Origin of the sequence: Piscinibacter sp. XHJ-5 (genome assembly GCF_029855045.1) — a bacterium.
In the GTDB taxonomy this organism is placed as follows: domain Bacteria; phylum Pseudomonadota; class Gammaproteobacteria; order Burkholderiales; family Burkholderiaceae_C; genus Albitalea.
On the sequence record NZ_CP123228.1, the window covers coordinates 3,443,756 to 3,469,980 of the forward strand.

The window sequence follows — 26,225 nt, forward strand, 5'->3', positions numbered from 1 at the left end:
GGCGCGATCGCGCCTCGCTTACGATCGCCGCATGTCTGCCCAAGCCGATTCCGTCAGGTCCATCCTCTTCGCGCTCGGCGCCAACTTCGCGATTGCGGTCGCAAAGACGCTGGGGGCGATCTTCACCGGGTCGTCGTCCATGCTGGCCGAGGCGATTCACTCGTACGCCGACTGCGGCAACCAAGCCCTGCTGCTGTGGGGCCTGAAGGAAGCCAAGGGGGCGCCGACGCCGGACCACCCGCTGGGCTTCGGCAAGGCGATCTATTTCTGGAGCTTCATCGTGGCGCTCATGCTCTTCAGCATGGGCGGCTTGTTCTCGATCTATGAGGGCGTGCACAAGCTTCACGACAGCGAGCCCGTGAAATACGCCTGGGTGGCGGTGGGCATCCTGGCGTTCGGCGTCGCGGCCGAAGGCCTGTCGCTGTGGGGTTGCCTGCGCGAGGTGAACAAGGATCGCGGCGCGCAGAGCCTGTGGCAGTGGTTCCGCCATTCGCGCCAGAGCGAGCTGCTGGTCGTCCTGGGCGAAGACCTCGCCGCGCTCGGTGGCCTGGTGCTGGCGCTGGGCTTCATCCTGCTGTCGATGGTGACCGGCAATCCGATGTGGGACGCAGTGGGCTCCATCGCGATCGGCGTGCTGCTGGTGATCGTGGCCATCCTCGTCGGCGTGGAAGTGAAGGCACTGCTCGTGGGCCAGAGCGCCGAGCCGCGCATGCTGAGCGAGATGCGCACGCATCTGGAGTCGCAGCCCGAGGTGGCCAAGCTCTACAACCTCCTGACCCAGCAGCTGGGCAGCGAAGTGATGGTCGCCGTCAAGGCTTGCATGAAGCGCCAGCCGTCGGACGCGGCGCTGATCGAAGCCGTCAATCGCGTCGAGCGGGGATTGAAGGAGAGGTTTCCGCAGGTGCGGTGGATCTTCTTCGAGCCGGACTTGCACGATTGACGCGTGTTGCGGCTGCCATTGCACCAGCGGGTGGGCGGCGCGTCAGAACAACTCGCCTTGCGGTGATGCACCCGCCCGTCCCGGCGGTCGAAACTGCGTCAGATCGAGCTCCACCCGAGTGCGATTGAACCCGAGCCGCGCCGCCGCCTTGGTGAAGCGCTGGTGCAGCAGCTGCGCCCAGACGCCCTCGCCTTTCATGCGAGCGCCGAAGCGCGAGTCGTAGTCCTTGCCGCCGCGCATCTCGCGGATGCGCGCCATCACGCGCCCGGCACGCTCGGGAAAGTGCGCCTGCAACCACTGCTGGAAGATCGGGTTCACTTCCCACGGCAGCCGCAGCACGATGGAAAAGGCCGACGTGGCGCCCGCTGCCCTCGCCGCTTCGAGGATGCGTTCGAGCTCGGGCTCGTTGATGAACGGGATCACCGGCGAGACGCTGACACCCACCGGCACGCCCGCCCTGGCGAGCGCTTCGACGGTGCGCAAGCGACGGTGCGGCGCCGCCGCGCGAGGCTCCAGGATGCGGGCCAGGCCCGGGTCGAGCGAGGTGATGGACAGGTACACCGCCACCAGGCCGTCGGCGGCCATCGGGGCGACGAGGTCCAGGTCGCGTTCGATGCCGGACGACTTGGTCACCAGCGAGAACGGATGGCGGCACTCGGCCAGCACCTCGATCACCGAACGCGTGATGCCCAGCTTGCGCTCGATGGGCTGGTAGGCATCGGTGGCCGAACCGAGATTCAGCATCAGCGGCTGGTAGCTGCGGCTCGCGAAGGCCTCGCGCAGCCTCTCGGCGGCATTGACCTTGGCGATGATCCGGGTCTCGAAGTCAAGGCCGGGCGACATGTTGAGGTAGCTGTGCGTCGGGCGCGCGAAGCAGTAGACGCAGCCGTGCTCGCAGCCGCGGTACGGGTTCACCGAGAGGTCGAAGTGCACGTCCGGCGAGTCGTTGCTCGACAGGATGGACTTGACCTTCTCCTCGATGATCTGCGTGGCCGGTGGGAGGTGCTCCTCTTCCACCGACTGGTCCAGCGTGCCCCAACCGTCGTCGAAAGATTCGCTGGTCTGCTGCGAAAAGCGATGCTCGATCGCCCACGAGGTGCCGCGGCCCTTCACCGGGGCGGGCAAAGGGCCGGGGCCTTCGGGAACGAGCTTGATGGTTCGTGCGTGCCGCATACTGTGAATATATACAGTATGCGGCACGCACGCAATGCTTCAAGCGCGCTTCAGCGGTCCTTGCGAAGCAGAGGCACGGGCGTCGTCGCGTCCCCCAGCATGAACAAGGTGTACACCTTCTGCGCGGTCAGGCTGACGCTGGTCGCCTGGTACAGCGGCGTCACGCGCACCGGCGAAGTCACCTCCAGGCGCATTGCCGTGCCGGCCGTCACGCTGCTCGGGTCGGAGGCACTGCCATAGGCAACGCTTTCGGCGACCGTCACGTAGTCCACGTTGAAGCCCAGCGTGCTGTCCAGGCCCTGCACAGCGTGCACCAGGCGCAGCTTCGTGTTGGTGCTCGTCGACGCAGGTCGGTTGTCGTCGCTCAGCAGCTTCCATTGCGGCGCTGTCGCATCGCCGTAGACCAGCAGCGTCGCGTCGGCGCCTGCCGCCACGCCCAGCGCGGACGTGTCGATCGCGGTGCCGTTGACCTTGACCGTCAGCCCCGGCAGCGCTGCCGGGGTGGTGGCGTAGGAACCTACCGACGGCGACTGCAGCGACACCGACAACGTCGCATCGCTCGTCGTCGCCGAGACGATGCCGTTGCTGCTGACGGAGGCGACGACACGCAGGCGCGCGGTGGTGTTCGGATAGGCGCTCAGTGTCCCCTTCTGGTTGAGCAGCCAGCCGTGCACCAGCACGCCACCGGCTGCGGGACGAAGAACGAGCGTGGCGATCTGCTGATCGGCCAGAGCGATGGCGGGAATGTCCAGGCGCAGGTCGGTCTTGTCGCCGGCACCGGTGACGCGAACCCGATAGGTGCCATTCGCGATCTCGCCATAGCCGCCGAGGTTGGCACCGGCCAGACCGCTGACGGTCGGCGACACGTCGGACAGCCGGGTGTCGGACGCGGTCACATAGACGTCGACGCTGCCGGTGTCGCTCGATGTGTTGAACACGCGCAGCGCCGCGTAGCCAGACGTCGGGGCCGACTGGCTGTCGGTGAGCCAGGCCGCGGCCAGAGATGTGCCGGTGTTGTAGGCCACCACGGTGTACGACGTGTCCTTGCTGAGCGAGCTGGTCTGCGACCATGTGTTGGTCGAGCCGCCCGCCGGGCGCAGCCGGAAGCTGTAGCTGCCTTCCGCGAGCGCCGCGTAGTCGCTGGCCGTGCCGGCCGCGAGGGCGGCCGCCTGACGGGTGTCGTCGGCGTAGAAGTCGAGCGCGCCGTAGTCCTGAGTGATGTTGACCAGCCTGACCGCGGCATTGCCGCTGTCGTCACCGCCGCCGCCGCAGGCGTGCAGCAGCAGCGGCATCAAGAGCATGGCCGCGATCCGGGCCAGTGGGAGTCCGAGCTTCACAATCGTTTCCTCGCGTTGCTGTGGGCGCCGGCCGATCCGGCACGCTTGTGCGCGAAGAATGAGGAAGCGCGTTGTCGCGGGTGTTGCTTCTTTGTGCCCATGCGGACACAAGGTGAAGCGTGCGCTTGGCGCCGCGGGTCACTCCGGCTTGATCTTCGCCCGGGCGATGACGGCCTTCCAGCGCTGCTGCTCCTGAGCGATGAAGGCAGCAAAGTCCCGGGGCGTGCCTCCGACCGGGATGGCCGCGTCGTTGGCAAGCCGATCGAGCGCCTCCTTCTCCTTCATGGCCCGTTGCGCGGCGGCCGCGAGCTTTTCGGCCGCCGGCTGTGCGAGCGAGGCCGGGGCCAGCAGGCCGTACCACTGCGTCATCTCGAAGTCGGGATAGCCCTGCTCGGCCACGGTCGGCACGTCGGGAAGCTGCGCGATGCGCTCACGCGTGCCGGTGGCGATGCAGCGCAGCTTGCCGGCCTTGATGAACTGCAGGATCGCCGGCGCACCCACCGAGGCCGCATCGAGGCGTCCCGCGAGCAGGTCGGTCAGCTGTGGGCCGGTGCCCCGATACGGCACGTGCACGACGAAGGTGTTGGTCGCCATCTTCAGGTATTCGAACGCCAGATGGCCGGCGCTTCCGTTGCCGGCCGACCCATAGTTGAGGCGGCCCGGCTTGGCCTTGGCGAGCGCGACGAACTCCTTGAGGTTCTTCGCCGCCACGTCGGGATGCACCACGTAGAGGCTGGGCACCTTGGCCAGCAGCGAGATCGGCTTGAAATCCTTGTTCGGGTCGTACGGCAGCTTCTCGTAGATGTACGGATTCACCGCCAGCGTGCCGATGTGGCCGAGGATCAGCGTGTGCTGGTCGTCGGCGCGGGCGACCTCGCTCATCGCGATGTTGCCCGAGCCGCCCGGCTTGTTGTCGACGAACACGCTCTGGCCGAGCGACTTCGTCAGCTCCGCTGCGGTCGCGCGCGCGACGATTTCGGAGCTGCCGCCGGGCGCAAAGGGCACGACGAAGCGGATGGGCTTGCTGGGCCAGGAGGCCTGCGAATGCGCAAGCGGAGGCATGAGCAGGGCTGGAGTGGCTGCGAGCAAGGTGCGGCGGCGAATCGTGGAAGGCATGCTGTCTCCTGTTCGTAGAAGCTGAGGCGCCCCTGCATCATCCGCGCAGCGCCTTTCGAAGTGCTGTCAATGTGCCCGGATCGCCCCATCCCCCGTGCCGCCTTTCGCATCGCCCCGATACTTGGCCGCCATGAGCGGACTGCCTCTCGGGCCCTGGGGACACATCGCCTGGGTGACCCTGGTGATCGTCATCGTGGCGCAGGTGGCCCAGCGAATGCTTCGACCCATCGTGTTGCGCGTGGCGGGCTTCTCGCCGGTGCTGAGCGGCATCGTGCGCCGCTGCGACCGCCCGGTCCAGCTGCTGCTGCCACTGGCCGCCCTGCAGCTGGCGCTGCAGGGTATGCCCGGCGACCTGGAAGGGCTTGGCACGGCGCAGCACCTGATCGGCGTGCTGACGATCGCTGCAGCCACCTGGATGGCCATTGCGGCGCTGCGCGGCGTCGCTGACGGCGTCATTGCATTGCATCCGGCGAACGTGGCCGACAACCTCTCCGCGCGTCGCGTGCAGACGCAGACCCGCGTGCTGGCGCGCATCGGCAGCGGCCTCGTGCTCCTTGCCGGGCTCTCGTTCATCCTGATGACCTTTCCACGGGCACGCCAGCTCGGCGCCAGCCTGCTCGCCTCGGCGGGGGTCGCCGGCTTGATCGTCGGCATCGCCGCGCGATCCGTCTTCAGCAACCTGCTGGCCGGCCTGCAGATCGCGCTGGCGCAGCCGATCCGCATCGACGACGTGCTGATTGTCGAGGGCGAATGGGGCCGCGTGGAGGAGATCAGGGCCACCTACGTCGTGCTCAAGATCTGGGACGAGCGCCGCCTGATCGTGCCGCTCGGCTGGTTCATCGAGCACCCGTTCCAGAACTGGACGCGCCGCAGCGCCGACATCCTGGGCACGGTGTTCCTGTGGACCGACTACACGCTGCCGGTGGAGCCGATCCGGCGCGAGGCGAAGCGCTTGTGCGAGGCTTCGCCCAACTGGGACGGCCGCGTCTGCGTGGTGCAGGTCACCGATGCCAGCGAGCGAGCGATGCAGTTGCGCATCCTCGTCAGCTCGGCCGCTTCGGGTCCGAATTTCGACCTGCGCTGCGAGCTCCGCGAAGGCCTGATCGATTTCGTGCAGCGTGAATATCCGCTGGCACTGCCGGCGCTGCGGGCCCGACTGGATCGGCAGGCGCCGGCGGCAGCCGAGTCGATCGCTCAGTAGTCGTCGCCGCCGCTGTGGCCGGGCGCGAGATTGTCGAACTTGGTCAGCGGCTTCAGGAAGGTGAGCTTGCAGGTCCCGGTCGGCCCGTTGCGCTGCTTGCCGATGATGATCTCGGCCACGCCCGGCTCCTTGCACGCTTCCTTGGTGTAGTACTCGTCGCGGTAGATGAACATGATCACGTCGGCGTCCTGCTCGATCGCGCCCGACTCGCGCAGGTCGCTCATCATGGGCCGCTTGTCGGTGCGCGTCTCCACGCTGCGGTTGAGCTGCGACAGCGCGATCACCGGGCACTTCAGCTCCTTGGCCAGCGACTTCAGGCCGCGCGAGATCTCGCCGATCTCGGTGGCGCGGTTCTCGTCCCCACCGCCGCCGCTGCCGCTCATCAGCTGCAGGTAGTCGACGATGATGAGGCCCAGCTGCCCGCATTGCCGCGCCTGCCGGCGGGCCCGCGCGCGGACTTCGCTCGGCGTGAGGCCGGGGCTCTCGTCGATGAACATGCTGACCTTGCCGAGCTTTTCGACTGCCTCGGACAAGCGGCCCCACTCGTCGTCGCGCAAGCGGCCGGTGCGCAGGTTGGACTGGTCGATGCGACCCAGCGAGCCCACCATCCGCAATGCGAGCTGAGCCGCGCCCATTTCCATGGAGAACACGACCACCGGCAGGCCCTCGGTCACCGCCACGTGCTCGCCGATGTTCAGTGCGAACGCGGTCTTGCCCATCGACGGGCGCGCCGCCAGCACGATCAGGTCGCCGGGCTGCAAGCCGGCCGTCATGCGGTCGAGGTCGTAGAAGCCGGTGCGCACCCCGGTCACGTCTTCCGCGCCGTTCTCATGCAACTCGTTGACGCGGTCGATCAGCTGCACCACCAGCGAGTCCATGCTCTGGAAGCCCTGCTTCGACTTGGAGCCCTCCTCGCCGATGCGAAAGATCTTGCCTTCGGCCTCGTCGAGGATCTCGTTGACCTGGCGCCCCTGGGTGTTGAAGGCGCTGGTCGCGATCTCGTCGCTGGCCGTGACCAGCTTGCGCAGGATGGCGCGCTCCCGAACGATCTCGGCGTAGCGGCGGATGTTGGCCGCGCTGGGCACGCTCTGCGCCAGCGCGTTGAGGTAGGTCAACCCGCCACATTCATCGCCCTTGCCCAGGCTCTGCAGCCGCTCGAACACGGTGATCACGTCGGCCGGCTTGGTCGCGTTGATCAGGTGGCCGATGGCGCCGAAGATGAGGCGGTGCTGGAAGCTGTAGAAGTCGCTGTCCACCAGCAGGTCGCCGGCGCGGTCCCATGCGCTGTTGTCGAGCAGCAAGCCACCCAGCACGCTCTGCTCGGCCTCCATGGAGTGCGGCGGGACGCGCAGCCTGGCAACCTCGTCGTCACGCTCGCCAGGCAGGGGAAATTCGAAGACCGTGGACATCGATCGATGATACGAGCGGCTCTCGCCGCCGCCTGTGGACAGCGCTGTGGAAATGCAGGGGACGGCCGGGGGAAATCACAAAAGAAAAGGCCGGCACAGTGCCGGCCTTCCGATGGAGCGGCGCAGGTCAGTCGGTCTCGCCGACCACGACCACCTTCACCTCGACCGCCACGTCCGTGTGCGGCGACACCGTCACGGTGTGCTCGCCGACGGTCTTCAGCGGACCGTTGGGCAGGCGCACTTGCGCCTTCTGCACCTTGAAGTCGATGCGGGTCAGCGCTTCGGCGATGTCGAAGTTGGTCACCGAGCCGAACAGGCGTCCGTCCACACCCGCCTTCTGCGTGATGTGCACGGTGCGGCCGTTCATCTTCTCGCCCAGCGCCTGCGCGGCGGCGAGCTTGTCGGCGGCGGCCTTCTCGAGGTCGGCGCGCTTCTGTTCGAACTCCTTGATCGCGGCCTCGGTCGCGCGGCGCGCGGCCCGGGTCGGAATGAGGAAGTTGCGGGCGTAGCCGTCCTTCACCTTGACCACATCGCCGAGGTTGCCCAGGTTGGCCACCTTTTCGAGCAGGATCACTTGCATGTCGTGGCTCCTCAGACCTTGTGCTGGTCGGTGTACGGCAGCATGGCCAGGAAGCGCGCGCGCTTGATGGCAGTCGTGAGCTGACGCTGGAAGAACGCGCGCGTGCCGGTCAGGCGGGCCGGCGTGATCTTGCCGTTCTCGCTGATGAAGTCGCGCAGGGTGTCGACGTCCTTGTAGTCGATCTCGGTCACGCCGGTGACCGTGAAGCGGCAGAAGCGCTTGCGGCGGAACAGCAGCGACTGCTGGTTGCGCTTGGGCTTGCGGTCCTTGGAAAACTTACCTTTACCACGTGGCGGGGGCATATCTCACCTCTTTCAAATCTGTCCGGATCAATGTCTTGCTGTCGAGTCAGTCGAGCTCGGTCACGTGAAACACGACGCCGCGTCCGTTTCGCTGGGAACCGAGGAAGCCGGCAAAGCCGTGGCTGCTGCCGATCTCGAGTCCCGCAAGGCGCTGTGTGATCGCCCCGATGGCCCGCGCCTTGATCTCCACCGAGACCCTGCGAGGCTGGCCGTCCTGGGTGACCTCCGATTCGTGCTTCAGGCTCAAATCGAGGGCCGGCAGTCCGGCGGGGGTGTATCTCACGGCGCCCCGCTCCGCCAGCTGCGCCGTCAGAACCAGGCGGTTCATGCGACGCTCAGCGCGGCGGGCGCGGCAACCGTCTTCAGGCCGCGGCCTCCTGCTGCTGCGGAGCCTTGCGAGCCTCTTCCTTCTCGACCATCTTCATCATGACCGAAGGTGTCGTCTCGGCCTTGCTCTTGACCACCGTCAGGTGGCGCAGCACGGCGTCGTTGAAGCGGAAGCCGGTCTCGAGCTCCTCGAGGACTTCCTTGCCGCATTCGATGTTGATGCACAGGTAGTGCGCCTTGGCGAGCTTCTGGATCAGGTAGGCCATCTGGCGCCGACCCCAGTCCTCCACCCGGTGCACCTTGCCGCCGCCGGCGGTGACGATGCCCTTGTAGCGCTCCAGCATGGCCGGAACCTGTTCGCTTTGATCCGGATGGATCAGCAGCACGATTTCATAGTGACGCATGAAGACTCCTTCTGGATTCATGCCAGGCCTGAAAGCGGCCGGGCGGTGAAGCCACCCCGAAGCGTCTGAAACGGGTGTGGCAAGGGGGAAAAGCCTGCGATTATAGCCTGCAAGCGCTCGGTGGAAGTGCATCTGTGCACGCCAACGGCTGGCGCAAGGTCCGCATGCCTACCGGCGCGGGTAGCGCAGCTCCCGCGCCATTTCCACCGACTCCGCTGCCGGCGCCGGTGTGGCAAGGCTGACCAGCACCATCACCGCCAGCCCCAGCGGCACGCCGAAAACGCCCGCCGAAATGGGCTGGATGCCGAACCACAGGTCCACCGGTGCATGGATCCGGAACACGCTGCGCAGCCAGGCGTCGTTGCGCACCAGGTAGTAGACCGTGACGGCCAGGCCCGCCACCATGCCGGCCACCGCGCCCTGCCGGTTGGCGCGTGACCAGAACACACCCAGCACCAGGGCCGGAAAGAAGGCGGATCCGGCGACCGAGAACGCCGCCGACACGATGAACAGGATGTCGACCGGCTTCGAGGCCGCCACCGCGGCCGCGGCCAGCGCAACGACCAGCAGCATCACCTTGGAGATGGTCACGCGCTGCGCCGCCGACGCCTCGGCGTTGATGAGCTTGTAGTAGAGGTCGTGCGACAGCGCGTTGGCGATCGTGAGCAGCAGTCCGTCCGCGGTCGACAGCGCGGCCGCCACGCCGCCGGCGGCCACCATGCCGGAGATGACATACGGCATGCCGCCGATCTCGGGCATGGCCAGCACGACGATGTCTCCGCCGATCTTCATCTCGCCGAGCTGCAGCACGCCGTCGCGGTTGATGTCGATGACGGACAGCAGCGAGGGATCGACCTTGGACCAGTTCGAGATCCACGCGGGCAGCCGATCGAACGGCGTGCCGACCAGCACGTTGAACACCTCGAACTTCACCAGCACGGCCAGCGCGGGTGCGGTGAAGTACAGCAGAAAGATGAAGAACAGCGACCAGGCCACCGACTCGCGCGCCTCCTTGACGGTGGGCGTGGTGTAGCTGCGCACGAGGATGTGCGGCAGTGCCGCCGTGCCGATCATCAGGCAGAAGACCAGCGCGAAGAAGTTGCGCCGCGACTCGTCGAAGGCCCTCTGCTCGGCCGCGCTGCCGCCGGGGTCGCCATCGAACGGCCTGCCGTGCGGCGCCATGCCGGCCAGCGGCCTGGCGCGCGCCTCGTTCGCGGCGAGCGCACGGCTCCATTGCTGGCGCGCCTCGTCCTCGTTCTTCGGCATCGTCGCGAGCGCCTTCTCGGCCTGCTGGATCTCCGCGAGCGGCGCGTCTGCAGCCTTCAGGTCGGCGGCGCGCTCCTGAGCGATGCGCCGCTCCTGGCTCAGCGCCCGCGGCACGTTCTCCAGCCGGGCGCGATACGCCTCGGCGCGTGCGCGAAATGCTTCGATGACCTCGATCTCCTTCGGGTCGTCGATGAGCCGGCGTTCGCGCTCCGTGACCTGCTGAAGCTGCGCGCCGTAGACGAGCTGCGGCACCGGCACGCCGGTCTGCTTGACCGACAGCCAGATCACGGGGATCAGGTAGGCGATGACGATGATGATGTACTGCGCCACCTGCGTCCACGTGACTGCGCGCATGCCGCCCAGGAAGGAGCACACGAGGATGCCGCCCAGCCCGAGGAAGATGCCGACGACGAAATCGACGCCGGTGAGCCGCGTCGTGATTAGGCCCACGCCGTAGATCTGCGCGACGACGTAAAGGAACGAGCACAGGATCGCCGCCGCCAGCGCGATGAAGCGCGCCAGGCGGCTCGCATAGCGCTCGCCGAGGAAGTCGGGAATGGTGTACTGCCCGAAGCGACGTAGATACGGCGCGATCAGCAAAGCGACCAGGCAGTAGCCGCCGGTCCAGCCCATGATGAAGGCCAATCCGCTGTAGCCCTGCAGGTAGAGCGAGCCGGCCAGGCCGATGAACGAAGCGGCCGACATCCAGTCGGCGGCAGTGGCCATGCCGTTGTAGATGGCCGGCACGCGGCGGCCGGCGACGTAGTACTCGGCCGCCTCGGTGGTGCGGCTGATGATGCCGATGCAGGCATACAGCGCGACCGTGGCGAGCAGGAAGGTGATGCCGATCCAGCGCTTGGGCATGCCCATCTGCTCGAACAGAGCCAGGCCCAGCGTGAAGGCAACGAAGCCGATCGTGTACCAGAGGTAGATGCGGTCCAGGCGGCGCCGGAAGGCAGTGCGCAGCGCGCGGGGGGTCGGGTCGTCGGCTCTCGGCATCGGGCTCGATTGTCCGGTAGCCGGCGCGTGCGGCTGGCGACGTTTCGCTCAGGGCTTTCGATAGGTACAGTTGGCCGCCATGGCGCGATCCGCCCCAACGCAGAAAGACGCGGCTTGATCTCGTTCACGCCCAGCTTCACCCAGGCCTGGTGGCTGCTGTCCATCGCGATCTTCTTCGAGATCTGCGGCACGGTGTGCATGCGCCTGTCCGACGGTTTCAGCCGGTTCACGCCGTCGGTCCTGATCTTCGTCTTCTACGCGTTCTCGTTCGCACTCAACACCTTCGTCGTGCGTGTGCTGGGACTGAGCATCGTCTACGCGGTGTGGTCAGGCGTCGGCACGGTGATCACGGCGGCCATCGGCATCTGGTACTTCAAGGAGCCGGTGACGGCGCTCAAGCTCGCCAGCATCGGGCTGGTCGTCATCGGCGTGCTGGGGTTGCACGCCAGCTCGAACGCAGCCTCGTAGCGGCGCTCCTACACCGCGTGCGATTCCACCGGCGTGGTGTTCGCGCCCGGCGCGGATGCCCGAGCGAACAGCGTGTACATCGTCGGCACGACGAAGATGGTGAGCAGCGTGCCCAGCGACATGCCGCCCACGATCACCCAGCCGATCTGCTGCCGGCTCTCGGCGCCCGCGCCTCCGGCAAAGGCCAGCGGCACCGCCCCGAGCACCATCGCGCCGGTGGTCATGAGAATGGGGCGCAGGCGCATCGTCGCCGCTTCGGTCACCGCCTCGAACGTGCTGCGGCCGGCTCGCCGCAGCTGATTGGAGAACTCGACGATCAGGATCCCGTGCTTGGTGATGAGGCCCACCAGCGTGATCAGGCCGATCTGCGAATACACGTTGGAGGTGCCGCCGCTCCACTGCAGCGCGGCCAGCGCGCCCACCATGGACAGCGGCACCGACAGCAGGATGACCATCGGATCGACGAAGCTTTCGAACTGTGCCGACAGCACCAGGAAGATGAACAGCAGCGCGAGCACGAACACCACGCCCAGTGAGCCGCTGGACGACTTGAACTCGCGCGACACGCCGTTGAGCTCGGTGGCATAGCCGGGCTTGAGCACCTTGCTCGCCGTCTGGTCCATGAAGTCGATCGCCTCGCCGAGCGAATACGTCGCCGCGAGGTTCGCAGTGATGCTGACCGAGCGGCGCTGGTTGAAGTGGTTCAGCTCGCGCGGCGATACCGACTCGCTGACCTTGACCAGTGCCGACAGCGGGATCATCGCGTCGTTGCGGCCGCGCACGAAGATGCGTTCGATGTCGGTGGGCACGTGCCGGTCGGTGGCGTCGGTTTGCACGATCACGTCGAACTGATCGGCGTCGCGCTTGTAGCGCGTGACCTGGCGCCCGCCGAGCATGGTCTCGACGCTGCGCACCACCGTGTCCACGGCGACACCCAGGTCGGCCGCCCGCTCCCGGTCGACCTCGAGGTAGATCTCGGGCTTGTTCAGCCGCAGGTCGGTGTCGGGCAGGACGAGGCCCGGGTTCTTCGCCATCTCGGCGAGGAACGCCTGCGTCACCTGGGCCAGGTTGGCGTAGCTGTCGGACGTGAGCAGCACGAAGTTGACCGGCCGTTCGCGAAAGCCCTGGCCCAGCGACGGCGGGGTGATCGGAAACGCGGTGACGCCCGGCAGGCCGCCGAAGCGCGGCTGCAGCTCGCGAGCGAGCTCGGGCGTGCGGCGCTTGCGCTCGCTCCAGTCGACCGCACGCAGAAAGGACACGCCCTGCGCGACGGTGGGATTTCCGGCCACCACGAACACGCGGTCGAACTCGGTGAACGACATGCCGATCTTCTCGATCTCCTGCATGTACTTCTCGGTATAGCCGATGGTCGAGCCGTCGGGCGCGTTGACCAGCGTCAGGATCACGCCGCGGTCCTCGATGGGCGACAGCTCCCGCTTCATGGTGCCGAACAGCCACCAGCTGGCGGCGCCGCTGGCAACCATGACCAGCACGACCAGCCAGCGGCGCGCCAGCGTCCATACCAGCACGCGCCGGTAGAACCCGGTCACGCCCACCAGCGCAGCCTCCATGCCGCGGTCGAACCGGTTCGGCTTCGGGTTGTGACGCAGCAGCTTGGAGCACATCATCGGCGTGAGCGTGAGCGCGACGAAGCCCGACACGATCACCGCGCCGGCCAGCGTCAGCGCGAACTCGATGAACAGCCGGCCCGTGCGCCCGGGGGTGAACGCCAGCGGCGCGAACACCGCCGCGAGCGTCAGCGTCATCGCCACCACGGCGAAGCCCACTTCCTTGGCGCCGCGGATGGCGGCCGCGAACGGCGTCATGCCCTCCTCGATATGGCGGAAGACGTTCTCCAGCACCACGATGGAATCGTCGACCACCAGCCCTATAGCCAGCACGAGCGACAGCAGCGTCAGCGTGTTGATCGTGAAGCCGGCCACCGCCATCAGCGCGAACGCGCCGATCAGCGCAACGGGAATGGTGACCAGCGGAATGATCGAGGCGCGCAAGGTGCGAAGGAACACGAACACCACCAGCGCCACCAGCACGACCGCCTCGCCGATGGTCGCGTACACCGACTTCACCGAGCGGTCGATGAACACCGAGTTGTCGTTGGCCACCTTCACCTGCACGCCGGGGGGCAGCTGGTCCTGGATGCGCGGCATGACTTCGCGCACCGCCTTCGACACCTCGAGCGGATTGGCGGTCGCCTGCCGGATGACGCCCAGCGACACCGACGGCACGCCGTTGAGCCGCACGCTGGTGCGCTCGTTCTGCGGCGCCTGCTCCACGCGCGCGATGTCACGCATGCGCACCGTGAAGCCGTTGACCTGCTTGACGGCGATCTGCGCGAACTGCGCCGCCGTCGTCAGATCCGTTTGTGCGGTGACGTTGAACTCCCGCTGCTGGCCTTCGATGCGCCCGGCCGGAACCTCGAGGTTCTGCTTGCGCAGCGCCTCCTCGGCGTCCTGCACCGTCAGCCGGTAGGCGGCCAGCTTGTCCGGATCGAGCCAGATGCGCATGGAGTACTTGCGCTCGCCGAAGATCTGCACGTCGGCGACGCCGGGCACCGTCTGAAGGCTCGGCTTGACGATGCGGTTGACCAGGTCGCTGACGGCCAGCGGCGGCATGGTCTCGCTCGAGAACGCGAGCCAGATCGTCGGCGTCGCGTCTGCCTCGACCTTCGCGATGACCGGCTCCTCGATCGTTTGCGGCAGCTTCGAGCGCACGCGCGAGCTGCGATCGCGCACGTCGGCCGCCGCGTCGTCGGGGTTCTTCTCGAGCTTGAAGCGCACGCTGATCTGGCTCTGCTCGGTGCGCGAGATCGACGTGATGATGTCGACGCCGTCGATGCCGGCGATCGAATCCTCGAGCGGCTTGGTCACCTGCGACTCGATGACCTCGGACGACGCGCCGGGCAGGCGCGTCGTGATGGTGACCACCGGCTCGTCGATCTTCGGGTATTCGCGCACCGTGAGGCGCGTGAACGACACCAGGCCGACCAGGACGAGCAGCAACGACAGCACCGTCGCGAAGACGGGCCGCCGGATGGAGATCTCGGGCAGCTGCATCGCCGTTTCCGCTCAGGCCGGGGCCGGCGCGGAGGGCGCGCCGGCCGGCCCCCGGGTGCCGCCGGGCTTGCCCAGCTCGATGAGGCGCAGGGGCTGCTGGTCGCCGCGCATCAGCTGCGCCTGCCCCGCCGTGACCACCGTGTCGCCGGCTGCGATGCCGGTGCCCTGCACTTCCACCTTGCCTTCCTGCCGCGCGCCGGCCGCCACCTCGATTCGCTGCGACACCGGCCCCTTGGGGCTTGGCAGCACCTTGACGACGAACTGTTTGTTGCCTTGCGGCACGAGCGCCTCCTCGGGCACGACGATGGCGTTGTCGCGCCTGGCGAACACGACACGCACGCGGGCGAACATGCCGGGACGCAGCAAACCAGCCTGGTTGTCGAGACGGGCCCTCACCAGCAGCGAGCGGCCGTTCGCGTCGAGCTGCGGGTCCACCGCCTCGATCGTCGCCTGCATCGACTTGCCGGGCAGCGCGTCCAGCGTCACGTCGGCGCGCTGCTGCGGTCGCACGCGCGTCAGGAAGCGCTCGGGCATGCGGAAGTCGACGAAGACCGACGAGATGTCCTCCAGCCCCACCAGGTCGGCCCCGTCCTTCACGTAGTCGCCCAGGCTCACGTTGCGGATGCCCACGATGCCGTCGAAGGGGGCGGTGATCTTCATGCGCGAGACCCGCGTGCGAGCCAGCGCAGCCTGCGCCTGCGCGACCTCGAGGCCGGCGGAGCTTTCGTCGAGCACGCGCTGCGAGACGAAGTTCTGCGCCACCAGGTCCTTGTTGCGCTGGTAGTTGGCCTGCGCGATACCGACCTGTGCCTCGGCCTGACGCAGTTCCGCCGCCTGCAACTGGTCGTCGAGCTGCACCAGCAGCTGGCCCCTCCTCACCGGCTGGCCATCGACGAAGCCGAGCTTGACGATGCGCCCGGCCACCTCGGGCCGCAGCATGATGCCTTGGCGCGATCGCAGCGAGCCGACGGCGGTTGCGTCATCGAGCAGCGAGCGTGACTCGGCCCGCGCCACCTCGACGGCGACCACGCCGGCCGGTGTTGCGCCCGGGGCTGCCGCAGCCGGCGCACGCGCGGCCTGTCCCTCGGTGGTCGCGTATGCAGGGCTCTTGTTCTGGATCCAGTACGCGATGCCGCCGGCCACGGCAATGCCGGCCACGGCGACCACGGTATGCAGCTTGTTCATCGGATGAAGTGCGGATTCCCAGCCCGACTGTAACGTCTGCTTGCACGCCCTGCAGCCGGCGCAACCCGCGTCAGGTCGCTTGTTCGCATCCCCGATTGGCCAGCGCATCGGCGCGCTCGTTGCCCGGGTCGCCGGCATGCCCGCGCACCCAGCGCCAATCGACATGGTGCAGGTTGCGCAACGCGTCGAGCCGCTGCCACAGATCGGCGTTCTTCACCGGCTTCTTCTCGGCGGTCTTCCAGCCGCGCTGCTTCCAGCCGTGGATCCACTCGGTGATGCCCTTGCGCACGTATTCGCTGTCGGTGTAGAGCGTGACGTCGCAGGTGCGCTTGAGCGAGGCCAGCGCTTCGATGACCGCGGTGAGCTCCATGCGGTTGTTGGTGGTCAGCGCCTCGCCTCCGAACAGCTCCTTCTCGTGGCCGTTGGAGGACAGCCAGGCGCCCCAGCCGCCGCGGCCCGGATTGCCCTTGCACGCGCCGTCGGTGTAGATGGTGACGCTCGGACGCTGGATGCCGCGCGCAGAGGTGGCCGCTTCGGTGGTGGTGATGGTGCTCATCGATCGTGGTTGGATTTGTCGCCGCGGCGGATGCCGCGATGGTGATGGGCGACGACGGCCGGCGCCGCCTTGGGCTTCACGCGCTCGTTGCGCACCAGGCCGACGAGCCGCATGCCGCGCACCCGCTTGACCGCGGTGAGCGAGTAGAGGGCGCCGAACACCGGCCACCAGCGGTCGCCGGCGCCTTCGGTCCATTCGAAACGCGACAGCCAGCGATCCGAAGCGACCGGCGGTCGGTAGCAGCCGAAACGTCCCGCTTCGATGTCGAAGCTCAGCAGGCGCAGCCAGTCGCGCAGGCGTCGGTAGCCGATGAAGTCGCCTGCGCTCGGCAGGAACAGCGCGCGGCGGCGCGAGAAGCCCAGCCCGCGGCGCATGCGGCCCAGCCGCTGACGCAGTCCCCACAGGCTGGTGGGATTGAAGCCCACGATGACGACCCGGCCCTCGGGCCGCAGCACGCGCTCGACCTCGCGCAGCGCAAGGTGCGGATCGCGGGCGAGCTCCAGCGCATGCGGCAGCACGACCAGATCGAGGCTTTGGCTGTCGAACGGCAGCGCGTCGAAGTCGCAATGCAGCGCGATGGCGGCAGGCGCGGCGATGCGCTCGTCGAACGCTGGCGGCAGCGGCGGAGAACCATCGCCGCACACCCATCGATGCGGCATGCGATTGGCACGCAGCGCGTCGAGCTCGGCCAGGCCGAGCTGCACCGCATGAAAGCCGAAGATGTCGGCGACGGCGCGGTCCAGATGCTGCTGCTCCCACGCGAGCAGGTAGCGGCCTGCAGGGGTCCGCAGCCACTCGGCCAAACTTATAATCGCGGGGCTTTTCGTCATGAAATCGATCGTGCTGCCTGCCTTCTCCGACCACTGCATCTGGACGAAGGCATTCTAGTGACCCCCACCCCGAGGGTCGTCGAAGCGACCCGATCCCGGCAAGCGCGACCGAGCCTTCGGAGGCAACAGGCGCCGATGCATGCGTTGCCGTTACGTCTTGCTTCATTGCCGGTCCCAGCATTCGTCTGTTGCGCGAACGAGTGCACGCCCGCGACGCCGCGTGCTGCCCACGCGGGCGAGCGGTCCAACGACAATCTGGAGGCGCCCATGCGCCTATGGAAGAACCCCTTTCGATGAGTCACCTTGCTGGTCTGCGCAGCCTGTCGTGTGCGTCGGTCTGCGCGCTGTTGATTGCCGGCTGCGCCACGCCCGCGCCCCCTGTGGCCGAAGCGCCACCGCCCGCGCCCGTGGCCGAGGCGGCCTCGGCCCCCGCGTCCGCCCCCGCGGTGGCGCAAGCCGCCAGCCCTGCGGCCGAGTCGGCGGCTGCCGCGCCGGTCGAGGCGGAAGCACCGCAGCCGGTCGACCCGCTGCGCCCCGAGGTGCTGGTCGATCTCAACGACACCGCCGCGCGCGCCGACCTGTGGACCCGCGTGCGGCGGGGCTTCTCGATGCCCGACATCGACACCGACCTCGTGCGCGACGCCGAGCAGTGGTACGCGACCCGCCCGGACTACGTGCAGCGCATGACCGAACGCGGCAGCCGCTATCTGTTTCACATCGTCGAGGAGGTGGAGCGCCGCGGCATGCCCACCGAACTCGCGCTGCTGCCGTTCATCGAGAGCGCCTTCAACCCGGCGGCGATGTCCTCGGCCAAGGCCTCCGGCATGTGGCAGTTCATGCCGGCCACCGGCCGCGACTTCTCCCTCAAGCAGAACGTCTTTCGCGACGACCGCCGCGACGTGCTCGCCTCGACCCGCGCCGCGCTCGACTACCTGGCGCGGCTGCATGCGCAGTTCGGCGATTGGCACCTCGCGCTGGCCGCCTACAACTGGGGCGAAGGCAATGTGCAGCGCGCCATCAGCCGCAACCAGCGCAGCGGGCTGCCCACCGGCTACCTGAGCCTGCGCATGCCGTACGAGACGCAGTTCTACGTGCCCAAGCTGCAGGCGGTGAAGAACATCGTGGCCAAGCCCGAGACCTTCGGACTGGCGCTGCCTGAAGTCGCGAACCACCCCTACTTCCTGAGCGTGCCGATCACGCGCGACATCGACGTGGACGTCGCCGCCCGCCTTGCCGGACTGCCGCTCGACGACTTCAAGGCGCTGAACCCGCAGATGAACAAGCCGGTCATCCTCGCCGCCGGTACACCCTATGTGCTGCTGCCCTACGACAACGCCAACCGCTTCGTGCGCGCGGTCGGCGATCACCGCGGAGCGATGGCGAGCTGGACCGCGTGGATCGCCCCCAAGACGCTGCGGCCGGCCGACGCCGCCAAGCAAGTCGGCATGAGCGAGGCGCAGCTGCGGGAAATCAACCGCATCCCGCCGCGCATGCTGGTCAAGGGCGGGTCCACACTGCTGGTGCCGCGCAGCGCGCACCGCAGCACCGACGTCTCTGACCACATCGCCGACAACGCCATGCTGGCGCTCGCGCCCGACCTGCCGCCGGCGCGCAAGGTATCGCTGAAAGCGGGCAGGAAGGACACGGTGGCCAGCATCGCGCGCCGCTATCGGCTGTCGGCCAGGCAAGTCGCGCAGTGGAACGATGTCAGCCCCGGCGCCAGCTTCAAGCCGGGCGAGACCATCGTGGTCTTTCTCGCGGGCAAGGCCGCTGGCCCGCACACCGTGCAGCCGACGCGCCGCACGGCCAACGTGAAGACCACGCGGCCGCAGAATCCGCGCGCGCAGCTGCGCCCGGCGAAGGTCTCGAAAAGCCGCTAGGTGTCCCGCTCTCCTCTGGCGGGACACCGCCCGGCAGAGGGAAGTCCCGCACCGGATCAGCGCCGGTCCACCAGCGCGTGGGCGATCGTGCCGAGGTCCACGTACTCGAGCTCGCTGCCGATCGGCACGCCGCGGGCCAGGCGTGTGACCCGCAGGCCCCTTGACTTGAGCGCCTCGCCGATGACGTGCGCCGTCGCCTCGCCTTCGGCCGTGAAGTTGGTCGCGACGATGACCTCCTCCACCACGCCGCCGCCGGCGCGCTCGATGAGTTGTGCGAGGCCGATGTCGCGCGCGCCGACGCCGTCGAGCGGGCTCAGCCGTCCCATCAGCACGAAGTACATGCCGCGGTAGCTCCCCGTGCGCTCCAGCGCCGCCTGGTCTGCCGGGTTCTCGACCACGCACAGCAACCGCGCGTCACGCGAGGCGTCGAGGCAGGTGCTGCAGACGGCGCTCTCCGTGAAGGTATGGCAGCGCTCGCAATGACGCAGGTGGGCAACCGCCGACTGCAGCGACACAGCCAGCCGCTGCGCGCCCTCGCGGTCGTGCTGCAGCAGGTGGAACGCCATGCGCTGCGCCGACTTCACGCCGACACCGGGCAAGCGGCGCAGCGAATCGATCAGTGCGTCGAGGGCGGGTTCGGCCACGGAGTCAGAACGGGAACTTCATGCCCGGCGGCAGCGGCATGCCAGCGGTCAGCTTGGACATCTTCTCCTGCGACACCTCCTCGGCGCGGCGCAGGCCATCGTTGAAGGCAGCGGCCACCAGGTCTTCGAGCATGTCCTTGTCGTCGGCCAGCAGGCTGGGATCGATGGCGACCCGCTTGACATCGTGCTTGCAGGTCATCGTGACCTTCACCAGGCCGGCGCCGGACTGGCCTTCGACCTCGATGGTGGCCAGCTCCTCCTGCGCCTTCTTCAGGTTGTCCTGCATCGCCTGCGCCTGCTTCATCAAGCCGGCGAGTTGGTTCTTCATCATGGCGTTTCTCCAGAAATCTCAATGCGGTTTGATCGAACCCGGCACGATGCGCGCCGTCTTGTATTGCGACATCAGCGCCTGCACCAGCGGGTCGTTGTGGATGATCTGCTCCGCCTCTCGCTGCCGGCGCTCGCGCTCGGCGGCCGCGCGCAGGGCGGGCGAGTCCTCGGCCGGGCCCGCCTCGACCTCGAGGCGAACCGCACGGCCCGAGATCTGCGCCAGCGCGGCTTGCAGCTTGTCGCGCTGGGCCGCGGCGCGCAGCGTTTCGCGTTCGACGCGCAGCCGCCAGACCGCCGTGGCGCCTTCATCGGACGCTGCGACGCATTGGGCTTGCATCGCCAACTCGCGCACCAGCGCACCGATGAGACCCTGCTTCACCATCCGCTCCACGACATCGTTCCAGCGGTCGCCAAGGTCGGTGCGCGACAGGACCGGTCGTGCGGGCTCGGTGGGCGCGGCCGCGACACCGGCAGGCGGCTGCGGGTCCTCGCTCTCGAACGGCACCTCCTCCCACGGCGGCGGCTCCTGGACCGAAGGCTTGACGCGGGCCGCGGGCGCGGCCGCCGCGACAGCCGGCATCGCGGGCTGCTGCCTGGCCGGGGCAGGCCTGGGGGCGGCGACAGCGACCGGCGCGGCCAATGCAGCCTGCGAGCTGCCGCGCGCCGGCGCGACGACCTCATCGCCGCCGCGCGGCGGGCGGAACGCGAGCATGCGCAGCAGCACCATCACCAGGCCGCTGTACTCGTCGGGTGCCAGCGCCAGCTCGGCGCGGCCGTGCAGCGCCATGCTGTAGACCAGCTGCGTCTCGTCGGCGGGCAGCAGGCCCGCCAGACGCGACGCGGCGGCGACGTCCGGATCGCTGCTGTCGAGCGCACCCGGGACTGCCTGCAGGACCGCCATCTGCTGCAGCAGGTCGGCCAGTTCTTCCAGCGTGCCCGCAGCGGACAAGCCGAGGCCGCGCAGCGCATCGGCGGTCTCGACCAGTGCCGCGCCATCGCTGGCGGCCAGCGCTTCGACGATGCGCACGACGTGCCCGCGGTCAACCGCGCCCAGCATCTGACGCACGCCGGCTTCGCTGAGCGAGCCGGCCCCGAAGGCGACGGCCTGGTCCGTGAGCGACAACGCATCGCGCATCGACCCGCGAGCGGCTCGCGACAGCAGGCGCAACGCGCCCGGCTCGGCGGCGATGCCTTCGTCCGACAGCACGTGGGCCAGATGCTCCTGCACCGTCTGCGGCGCCATCGGTCGCAGGTTGAATTGCAGGCAGCGCGACAGCACCGTGGGCGGAACCTTCTGCGGATCGGTGGTGGCGAGAACGAACTTCAGGTACTCCGGCGGCTCTTCCAGCGTCTTCAGCATCGCGTTGAACGCGGTGTTCGACAGCATGTGCACTTCGTCGATCATGTAGACCTTGAAGCGGCCCACCACCGGCTTGTAGACCGCCTGGTCCAGCAGCAACGTGATCTCCTCGACGCCGCGATTCGAAGCCGCGTCGAGCTCGACGTAGTCGACGAAGCGGCCGACGTCGATGTCGCGGCACGCATCGCACGCGCCGCACGGACGCGCCGTGATCCCGCCCGCGCCGTCCGGCCCCGTGCAATTGAGCGACTTCGCGAGGATGCGCGACACCGTCGTCTTGCCGACGCCGCGGGTGCCGGTGAAAAGGTAGGCGTGATGCAGTCGGCCCTGGGTCAGCGCATTCGCCAGCGCCTGCACCACATGCTCCTGCCCCACGAGCTGCTCGAAGCTGCGTGGGCGGTATTTGCGGGCGAGGACCTGGTAGCTCATGCGGGCCATTCTACGGGGGCGCCTGCGACGAACCGGCACTGTGCCTGACCGATAATCGGCCCCCATGACACGTGCCGTTTCTCCTTCCGACGCCGCGACGCTCAGCTACGAACACGCCGGCGTTGACTACGATCTGATCGACCCGCTGAAGGTGGCGGCCCAGCGTGCCGCAGCGGCCACAGGTACACATCTGGCCGCACACGGCTTTCGCGAAGTGACGGCGTCGCGCGGCGAGTCGGCGTATGTCGTCGACGTGGGTCCGTTCTATCTCGCAAGCATCGTCGAATGCCTGGGCTCGAAGGCCCTGGTGGCCGACGAGATGCACAGGCTTACCGGCAAGAGCTGGTACGACAGCATCGCGCAGGACACGATCGCGATGGCCATCAACGACCTCATCACCGTCGGCGCGACACCGCTGGTGGTGCAGGCGTACTGGGCCGCGGGCGGCTCCGACTGGTTCGGCGATGCCGAGCGCGCGCAGGCTCTGGTGGCCGGCTGGAAGCGTGCGTGCGACACCTGCCGCGTCGCCTGGGGCGGCGGCGAGACGCCTGCGCTCGCCGGCATCGTCGCCGATGGCCGCATCGATCTCGCGGCGTCGTGCACCGGCCTCATCAGCCCGAAGGAGCGCCTTTCGGTCGGGGATGAACTCGGCCCCGGCGACGCGATCGTGCTGCTCGCCTCTAGCGGCATCCATGCCAACGGCCTCAGCCTCGCGCGCAAGCTGGTCGAGCGCCTGCCGCAGGGCTACCTGACCGAAGTCGCCCCGGGGTTCACCTACGGCGAAGCGCTGCTGGCGCCGACCGTGCTGTACTCGCCGGTGACCGAAGCGCTGCACCATGCCGGCATCAGGCCGCACTACTGCGCCAACATCACCGGCCACGGATGGCGCAAGCTGCTGCGACATCCGGCCGCGCACACCTACCGCATCAAGCACGTGCCCGAGGTGCCGCCAGTCCTCCGATTCATCCAGCAGCACGCGCGCCAGGACGACCGCGAGGCCTACAGCACGTTCAACATGGGCGCCGGCTTCGCGCTCTTCGTGAAGGCAGCAGAGGCGCAGAAAGCGGTCGAGGTCGCGCAGGCCCAGGGCGTTGCCGCGCTCGTGGCGGGACACGTCGAAGCAGGTGCCAAGAAGCTCGTCATAGAGCCCTTGGGCATCGAATTCGGCGACGATGCGCTGAAGTTGCGCTGACGCCAAAGCCCCAGGTCCGGGGGGCGCGGATCGCGCCCTCTACAATCCGCCTCGACGGGCCTCCCCGCATGGAAGCGCGGCCAACCGGGTCAGGTCGGGAACGAAGCAGCCCCAACCGTTGTGACCAGTGCCGGGGGTAAGGCTCGTCAACCTATCCCTCTTTCCTGCACATCCACACACGAACCGGCAATCCGGTCCGTGCGATGTGCAGCAATTGCAAACCGGCTTGCCGCCCGGGACTTCAGTCAGTTCCGATCGCCGCGCTTGCCGGCCATGCTGGTGCCGGACCCCGACACCGAACCGCCGCCCAATTGAGCCAGCACCCGGTCGTGCTCGGCCTGCGCCTGGCGCACGCAGTCGCGCGGCGACCGATCGCTGCGGCAGCCCTCGCTCTTGGCCCATGCCAGCGCATTGCGCGCTTCTTCGCGAGCGGCGCGCATGTCGGCAGGAGGCCCCGGCTCGGTGGTCAGGTCGACCTTGGTCTCGACGACCGTCGGAGCCGGCGTCGGTGCCGTGGCGGTCGCGGCAGGCGGCGACGCAGGCGCGGCCGGCATCGTGCTGGTCGTGGCAGGCGGCATCGTGCTCGTGGTCGCAGGCGGCGTGGTGCTGCTCGAGCTCGGCGCCTCCGGTGTCACCTGGGTCTGGCTCGGAGCCTGGTACTGCGTCTGTGCCATTGAGGCGGCACCCGACACCGCCAACGCGGCGATGGCCAGCAGAGAGATCGGCTGCTTCATGGTCAATTCCTTTCCTTCTTGCCCCGTCGGAGCACAAGAAAAGGCAGCAAGCGACATGCCCAGGGCGAGGGTTAACCCGCCTGTTTGAATGCCATCACGGCCTGGTTGCGCAAGGTTCGAAGCAGCGAAAGCTCCTTCTCGCCGAGGTCGATTCCGCCCGGCTGCGCCTTGTCGGCATAGATGAGCGCGAAGGGCGCGCCCTTCAGCATCAGCGGCAGCAGCAGGAAGGCCGGCGCACCGACCGCCTCGCGGTACCACGTCGGCAGCCGGCTGGCGATGCCGGCCGCAGTCGCGTCGCTGATCAAGGTATCGGCTCCCTTGATGCACACCGCGGCAAACAGATCGCTGGGCGACTTCAATGGCACCTTGAAGGCAGCCGCCACCCGCTCGGCGCCTTCACCGAGCCCGAAGCGGCCCGTCAGCGTGTCGGTCTTCGCGTCGCGCAGGCAGAACACGATGCGACGAAAGCCGAGCGCCCGGAACATCGTCTCCAGGATCATGCGCAGCACTTCGTTGAGCCTGAAGCTCTCGACCATTGAATTGGTGATGTCCTGGATGCCGGCCGCCATCACCTGGGCCGCGTTGTCGACCGGCCGCGGCTCCAATGGCTGCGGCAGCGTGGCATGCAGTTCGTGCGGCGTCAGAGTGTCGCGCTCCGGCGGGGGCGATTCGGCCGGCGCCGGCTCACGCAGCAGGCGGCTCGCCGGCGTGCCGGGGGCGACGTGCAGATTCATCGCCTTGGTCATCTCGCTCAGCTTGCTGCGCGCCACGCCGGCCGCGCGCTCGAGTTCACGCGCATCCACGCCGAGCAGGCGGCCGTAGCGCTCGCCAATGGCGGCCAGCCCTGCAGCCGATTCGCCCAGTTCGCTTCGCAGCAGGACGTCGGTGATCTCGTTGGCGGCCAGCGCGAGCCAGCGCAATCGCTCGCCCGGCTTGTCGCCGACGCGAGAAGGCAGATCCCCCGTGGGCCGGCGCATGCATCGCTGCAGTGTCTCGGGCAGGCCCCACGTCCTGGCGACGCCTGAGCCCAGGTCCTCGAAGCCTACGCCCAGCACGCCGATCGACGCGGCTTCCTCGACGGCGACGGTCACCGGCCGCCCGCTCTTCGCGTGATCGGTGAGAACGCCGCGGATCTGCCGTGCTTCCTCGGGGAAGTAGAACTCGGTGAGCAGGCGGCCGAGGTTCTGGAACATCGCACCGATGAAGGCCTCCTCGCTTTCGCGGGGGACCGGGCACAGCTCGCCGGCCAGCGTGCCGGCCATCAGCGAGCGCAGGAACTCTTCCTTGAGCTGGGTAGCGTGCCCCTTGTCGTGCATGTGCTCGAGCAGCACGAGGCTGAGCGCCATGTTGCGGATGCCCGCGAAGCCCACCAGGGCCACCGCCCGCGACACCGTGCTGATGGTGCCGCCGCCAGCGTGGCGGTACGACGCCGAGTTCACCATGCGCAGCAGCTTGTTGGTCAGCGCGACGTCCTTCAGGATCTCGTTGGACAGGCTGCCAAGGCTCTCGTTCTCCGAGTTGGCCACGCGCTGGATGCGCCCCACCGAGTCGGACATGGATGGGAAGTCGCTGCGATGCTTCATGCGCCGCAGCAGGAATTCGAGCGTGCCGCTGTTGCCGACGCTGGCGGCCGTCGCCGCGGCGGCCGTCACCGGCGAGAGCCAGTCCTGCAGCGCGTGCTGAAACTTTGCCGCGCTGACGTGGCGCGCCGCCGGATCGCGGGCCAGGGCGCGCAGCACGATGGCGCGCAGCGCATCGTCCACCTCCGCTGGCAGGGCTGCCGGCAAGGCGAGGTCCTCGTGCGCGGTGCGGTAGATCGCACGGTACGGGTCCTTCTCGGCGATCAGCGGCTTGCCGTGCAACGCTTCGGCCAGCACGAGGCCGGTGGAGAACACGTCCATCGCAGGCGCGGGCGGAGCCCCGTTGGCGGCCTCGGGCGACATGTACCCCGGCGTGCCGACGACCTGCTGGTGCTGTGCCGCGTCCTTCACCTGGGCGGCGATGCCGAAGTCCATGACGCGCGCCCGCCCCGACCCGTCGACCAGGATGTTCGACGGCTTGAGGTCGCGATGCACGACCCCGGCCGCATGCGCCTCCTGCAGCGCCTCGAGCACGCCCAGGAGCAGCTGCACCGCCTCGCGCGCCGGCAGCGCACCGCGTGCGCGCAGGTGCTCGCTCAACGTGCGTCCGGGCACGTATTCGAAGACGAGGTACGGTTGCCCCTCGTGGGTGTCGGCCTCGAACACCGGCACGATGTGGGGATGCGTCAGCCGGCTGACGCTGCGCGCTTCCTGCAGCCAGTGGTTGACGGTGGCCGCATCGGCGCCTCCGGCCGGGCGCATCAGCTTGACGGCGACCTCGCGCTCCAGTCGCGTATCGAAGCCCAGCCACACGGTCGCCTGGGCGCCCTTGCCCAGCACTCGCCGCAATTCGAAGCGGCCGATGCGAGCGGGTACCGGCGCGGCGGAGGGAACGGCGGCCATGGGGGC

At 68.3% G+C, this 26,225-nt stretch carries 23 protein-coding genes and 1 other RNA gene; 6 read left to right on the top strand and 18 right to left on the bottom strand.

Annotated features, from left to right (window positions below; translation table 11 throughout):
* The first annotated feature begins 31 nt into the window (after positions 1-31).
* Entirely contained in the window at positions 32-940 is a 909-nt protein-coding gene (locus P7V53_RS16250) for a cation diffusion facilitator family transporter (RefSeq protein WP_280150433.1), read from the top strand.
* A 42-nt stretch (positions 941-982) separates the two neighbouring features.
* Here P7V53_RS16250 and P7V53_RS16255 read toward each other — a convergent pair whose 3' ends face one another.
* The 3 genes from P7V53_RS16255 to P7V53_RS16265 all read right to left on the bottom strand — a co-directional run bounded on the left by P7V53_RS16255 (position 983) and on the right by P7V53_RS16265 (position 4,566).
* Complete coding sequence (locus tag P7V53_RS16255; RefSeq protein ID WP_280150434.1) at positions 983-2,113, bottom strand: PA0069 family radical SAM protein; 1,131 nt, start codon at positions 2,111-2,113, stop codon at positions 983-985.
* A 50-nt stretch (positions 2,114-2,163) separates the two neighbouring features.
* On the bottom strand, positions 2,164-3,450 hold the full coding sequence (locus P7V53_RS16260) for a DUF4397 domain-containing protein (RefSeq protein ID WP_280150436.1): 1,287 nt from the start codon (positions 3,448-3,450) through the stop codon (positions 2,164-2,166).
* A gap of 138 nt (positions 3,451-3,588) precedes the next feature.
* Positions 3,589-4,566, bottom strand: coding sequence for a tripartite tricarboxylate transporter substrate binding protein (locus tag P7V53_RS16265; RefSeq protein WP_280150437.1), 978 nt, complete (start codon positions 4,564-4,566; stop codon positions 3,589-3,591).
* Between the two features lie 130 nt (positions 4,567-4,696).
* On the opposite strand from P7V53_RS16265, the gene P7V53_RS16270 reads away from it, so the two are divergent.
* On the top strand, positions 4,697-5,767 hold the full coding sequence (locus P7V53_RS16270) for a mechanosensitive ion channel domain-containing protein (protein ID WP_280150438.1): 1,071 nt from the start codon (positions 4,697-4,699) through the stop codon (positions 5,765-5,767).
* Here P7V53_RS16270 and dnaB read toward each other — a convergent pair.
* From dnaB to P7V53_RS16300, 6 genes are all read right to left on the bottom strand, one after another.
* Positions 5,761-7,176: a replicative DNA helicase gene (gene dnaB / locus P7V53_RS16275; RefSeq protein ID WP_280150439.1), complete on the bottom strand. Its 1,416-nt coding sequence runs from the start codon at positions 7,174-7,176 to the stop codon at positions 5,761-5,763. The genes P7V53_RS16270 and dnaB overlap by 7 nt on opposite strands.
* Before the next feature lie 127 nt (positions 7,177-7,303).
* Positions 7,304-7,756, bottom strand: a complete 453-nt coding sequence (gene rplI, locus P7V53_RS16280) for a 50S ribosomal protein L9 (RefSeq protein WP_280150440.1) — start codon at positions 7,754-7,756, stop codon at positions 7,304-7,306.
* 11 nt (positions 7,757-7,767) lie between these two features.
* Entirely contained in the window at positions 7,768-8,058 is a 291-nt protein-coding gene (gene rpsR, locus P7V53_RS16285) for a 30S ribosomal protein S18 (RefSeq protein WP_280150442.1), read from the bottom strand.
* 46 nt (positions 8,059-8,104) lie between these two features.
* Positions 8,105-8,386 carry a primosomal replication protein N gene (gene priB / locus P7V53_RS16290; RefSeq protein ID WP_280150443.1) on the bottom strand — a complete coding sequence of 94 codons (282 nt, stop codon included), beginning with the start codon at positions 8,384-8,386 and terminating at the stop codon, positions 8,105-8,107.
* 34 nt (positions 8,387-8,420) lie between these two features.
* The gene (gene rpsF / locus P7V53_RS16295; RefSeq protein WP_280150444.1) at positions 8,421-8,789 is read right to left on the bottom strand and encodes a 30S ribosomal protein S6; all 369 of its coding nucleotides are present in this window, start codon (positions 8,787-8,789) and stop codon (positions 8,421-8,423) included.
* Between the two features lie 168 nt (positions 8,790-8,957).
* Positions 8,958-11,054 (bottom strand): cation acetate symporter, encoded by a 2,097-nt coding sequence (locus P7V53_RS16300; protein WP_280150445.1) that lies wholly within the window; start codon positions 11,052-11,054, stop codon positions 8,958-8,960.
* 114 nt (positions 11,055-11,168) lie between these two features.
* Here P7V53_RS16300 and P7V53_RS16305 point away from each other — a divergent pair, with 114 nt between their 5' ends.
* Complete coding sequence (locus P7V53_RS16305) at positions 11,169-11,522, top strand: multidrug efflux SMR transporter (protein WP_280150446.1); 354 nt, start codon at positions 11,169-11,171, stop codon at positions 11,520-11,522.
* A gap of 8 nt (positions 11,523-11,530) precedes the next feature.
* Here P7V53_RS16305 and P7V53_RS16310 read toward each other — a convergent pair whose 3' ends face one another.
* The 4 genes from P7V53_RS16310 to P7V53_RS16325 form a co-directional block, all read right to left on the bottom strand.
* Positions 11,531-14,596 (bottom strand): efflux RND transporter permease subunit, encoded by a 3,066-nt coding sequence (locus P7V53_RS16310; RefSeq protein ID WP_280150448.1) that lies wholly within the window; start codon positions 14,594-14,596, stop codon positions 11,531-11,533.
* Positions 14,597-14,608: 12 nt separating this feature from the next.
* Entirely contained in the window at positions 14,609-15,781 is a 1,173-nt protein-coding gene (locus P7V53_RS16315; RefSeq protein ID WP_280150450.1) for an efflux RND transporter periplasmic adaptor subunit, read from the bottom strand.
* A 70-nt stretch (positions 15,782-15,851) separates the two neighbouring features.
* Positions 15,852-16,337: a ribonuclease HI gene (rnhA, locus tag P7V53_RS16320; RefSeq protein ID WP_280150452.1), complete on the bottom strand. Its 486-nt coding sequence runs from the start codon at positions 16,335-16,337 to the stop codon at positions 15,852-15,854.
* Positions 16,334-17,167 (bottom strand): class I SAM-dependent methyltransferase, encoded by an 834-nt coding sequence (locus tag P7V53_RS16325; protein WP_280150453.1) that lies wholly within the window; start codon positions 17,165-17,167, stop codon positions 16,334-16,336. Before P7V53_RS16325 ends, rnhA begins: the two co-directional genes overlap by 4 nt.
* A 293-nt stretch (positions 17,168-17,460) precedes the next feature.
* Here P7V53_RS16325 and P7V53_RS16330 point away from each other — a divergent pair, with 293 nt between their 5' ends.
* The gene (locus P7V53_RS16330; RefSeq protein ID WP_280150454.1) at positions 17,461-19,047 is read left to right on the top strand and encodes a transglycosylase SLT domain-containing protein; all 1,587 of its coding nucleotides are present in this window, start codon (positions 17,461-17,463) and stop codon (positions 19,045-19,047) included.
* A 56-nt stretch (positions 19,048-19,103) separates the two neighbouring features.
* Here the strand turns inward: P7V53_RS16330 and recR are convergent, their stop codons facing one another.
* Genes recR through dnaX form a run of 3 tightly spaced genes read right to left on the bottom strand, consistent with a single transcriptional unit; the run spans position 19,104 to position 21,810 of the window.
* Positions 19,104-19,691, bottom strand: coding sequence for a recombination mediator RecR (recR, locus tag P7V53_RS16335; protein WP_280150456.1), 588 nt, complete (start codon positions 19,689-19,691; stop codon positions 19,104-19,106).
* Positions 19,692-19,695: 4 nt separating this feature from the next.
* Complete coding sequence (locus P7V53_RS16340) at positions 19,696-20,022, bottom strand: YbaB/EbfC family nucleoid-associated protein (RefSeq protein ID WP_280150457.1); 327 nt, start codon at positions 20,020-20,022, stop codon at positions 19,696-19,698.
* Positions 20,023-20,040: 18 nt separating this feature from the next.
* Positions 20,041-21,810 (bottom strand): DNA polymerase III subunit gamma/tau, encoded by a 1,770-nt coding sequence (gene dnaX / locus P7V53_RS16345; protein ID WP_280150458.1) that lies wholly within the window; start codon positions 21,808-21,810, stop codon positions 20,041-20,043.
* 64 nt (positions 21,811-21,874) lie between these two features.
* On the opposite strand from dnaX, the gene P7V53_RS16350 reads away from it, so the two are divergent.
* Positions 21,875-23,002 carry an AIR synthase-related protein gene (locus P7V53_RS16350; protein WP_280150460.1) on the top strand — a complete coding sequence of 376 codons (1,128 nt, stop codon included), beginning with the start codon at positions 21,875-21,877 and terminating at the stop codon, positions 23,000-23,002.
* Positions 23,003-23,055: 53 nt separating this feature from the next.
* Positions 23,056-23,153: signal recognition particle sRNA small type (gene ffs, locus P7V53_RS16355), an RNA gene on the top strand.
* 94 nt (positions 23,154-23,247) lie between these two features.
* On the opposite strand, the gene P7V53_RS16360 is transcribed toward ffs, so the two are convergent.
* Together P7V53_RS16360 and P7V53_RS16365 are read right to left on the bottom strand one after the other, a co-directional pair.
* Positions 23,248-23,736, bottom strand: coding sequence for a hypothetical protein (locus tag P7V53_RS16360; protein ID WP_280150461.1), 489 nt, complete (start codon positions 23,734-23,736; stop codon positions 23,248-23,250).
* Positions 23,737-23,807: 71 nt separating this feature from the next.
* Positions 23,808-26,219, bottom strand: coding sequence for a serine/threonine protein kinase (locus P7V53_RS16365; protein ID WP_280150462.1), 2,412 nt, complete (start codon positions 26,217-26,219; stop codon positions 23,808-23,810).
* Positions 26,220-26,225 lie beyond the last annotated feature (6 nt).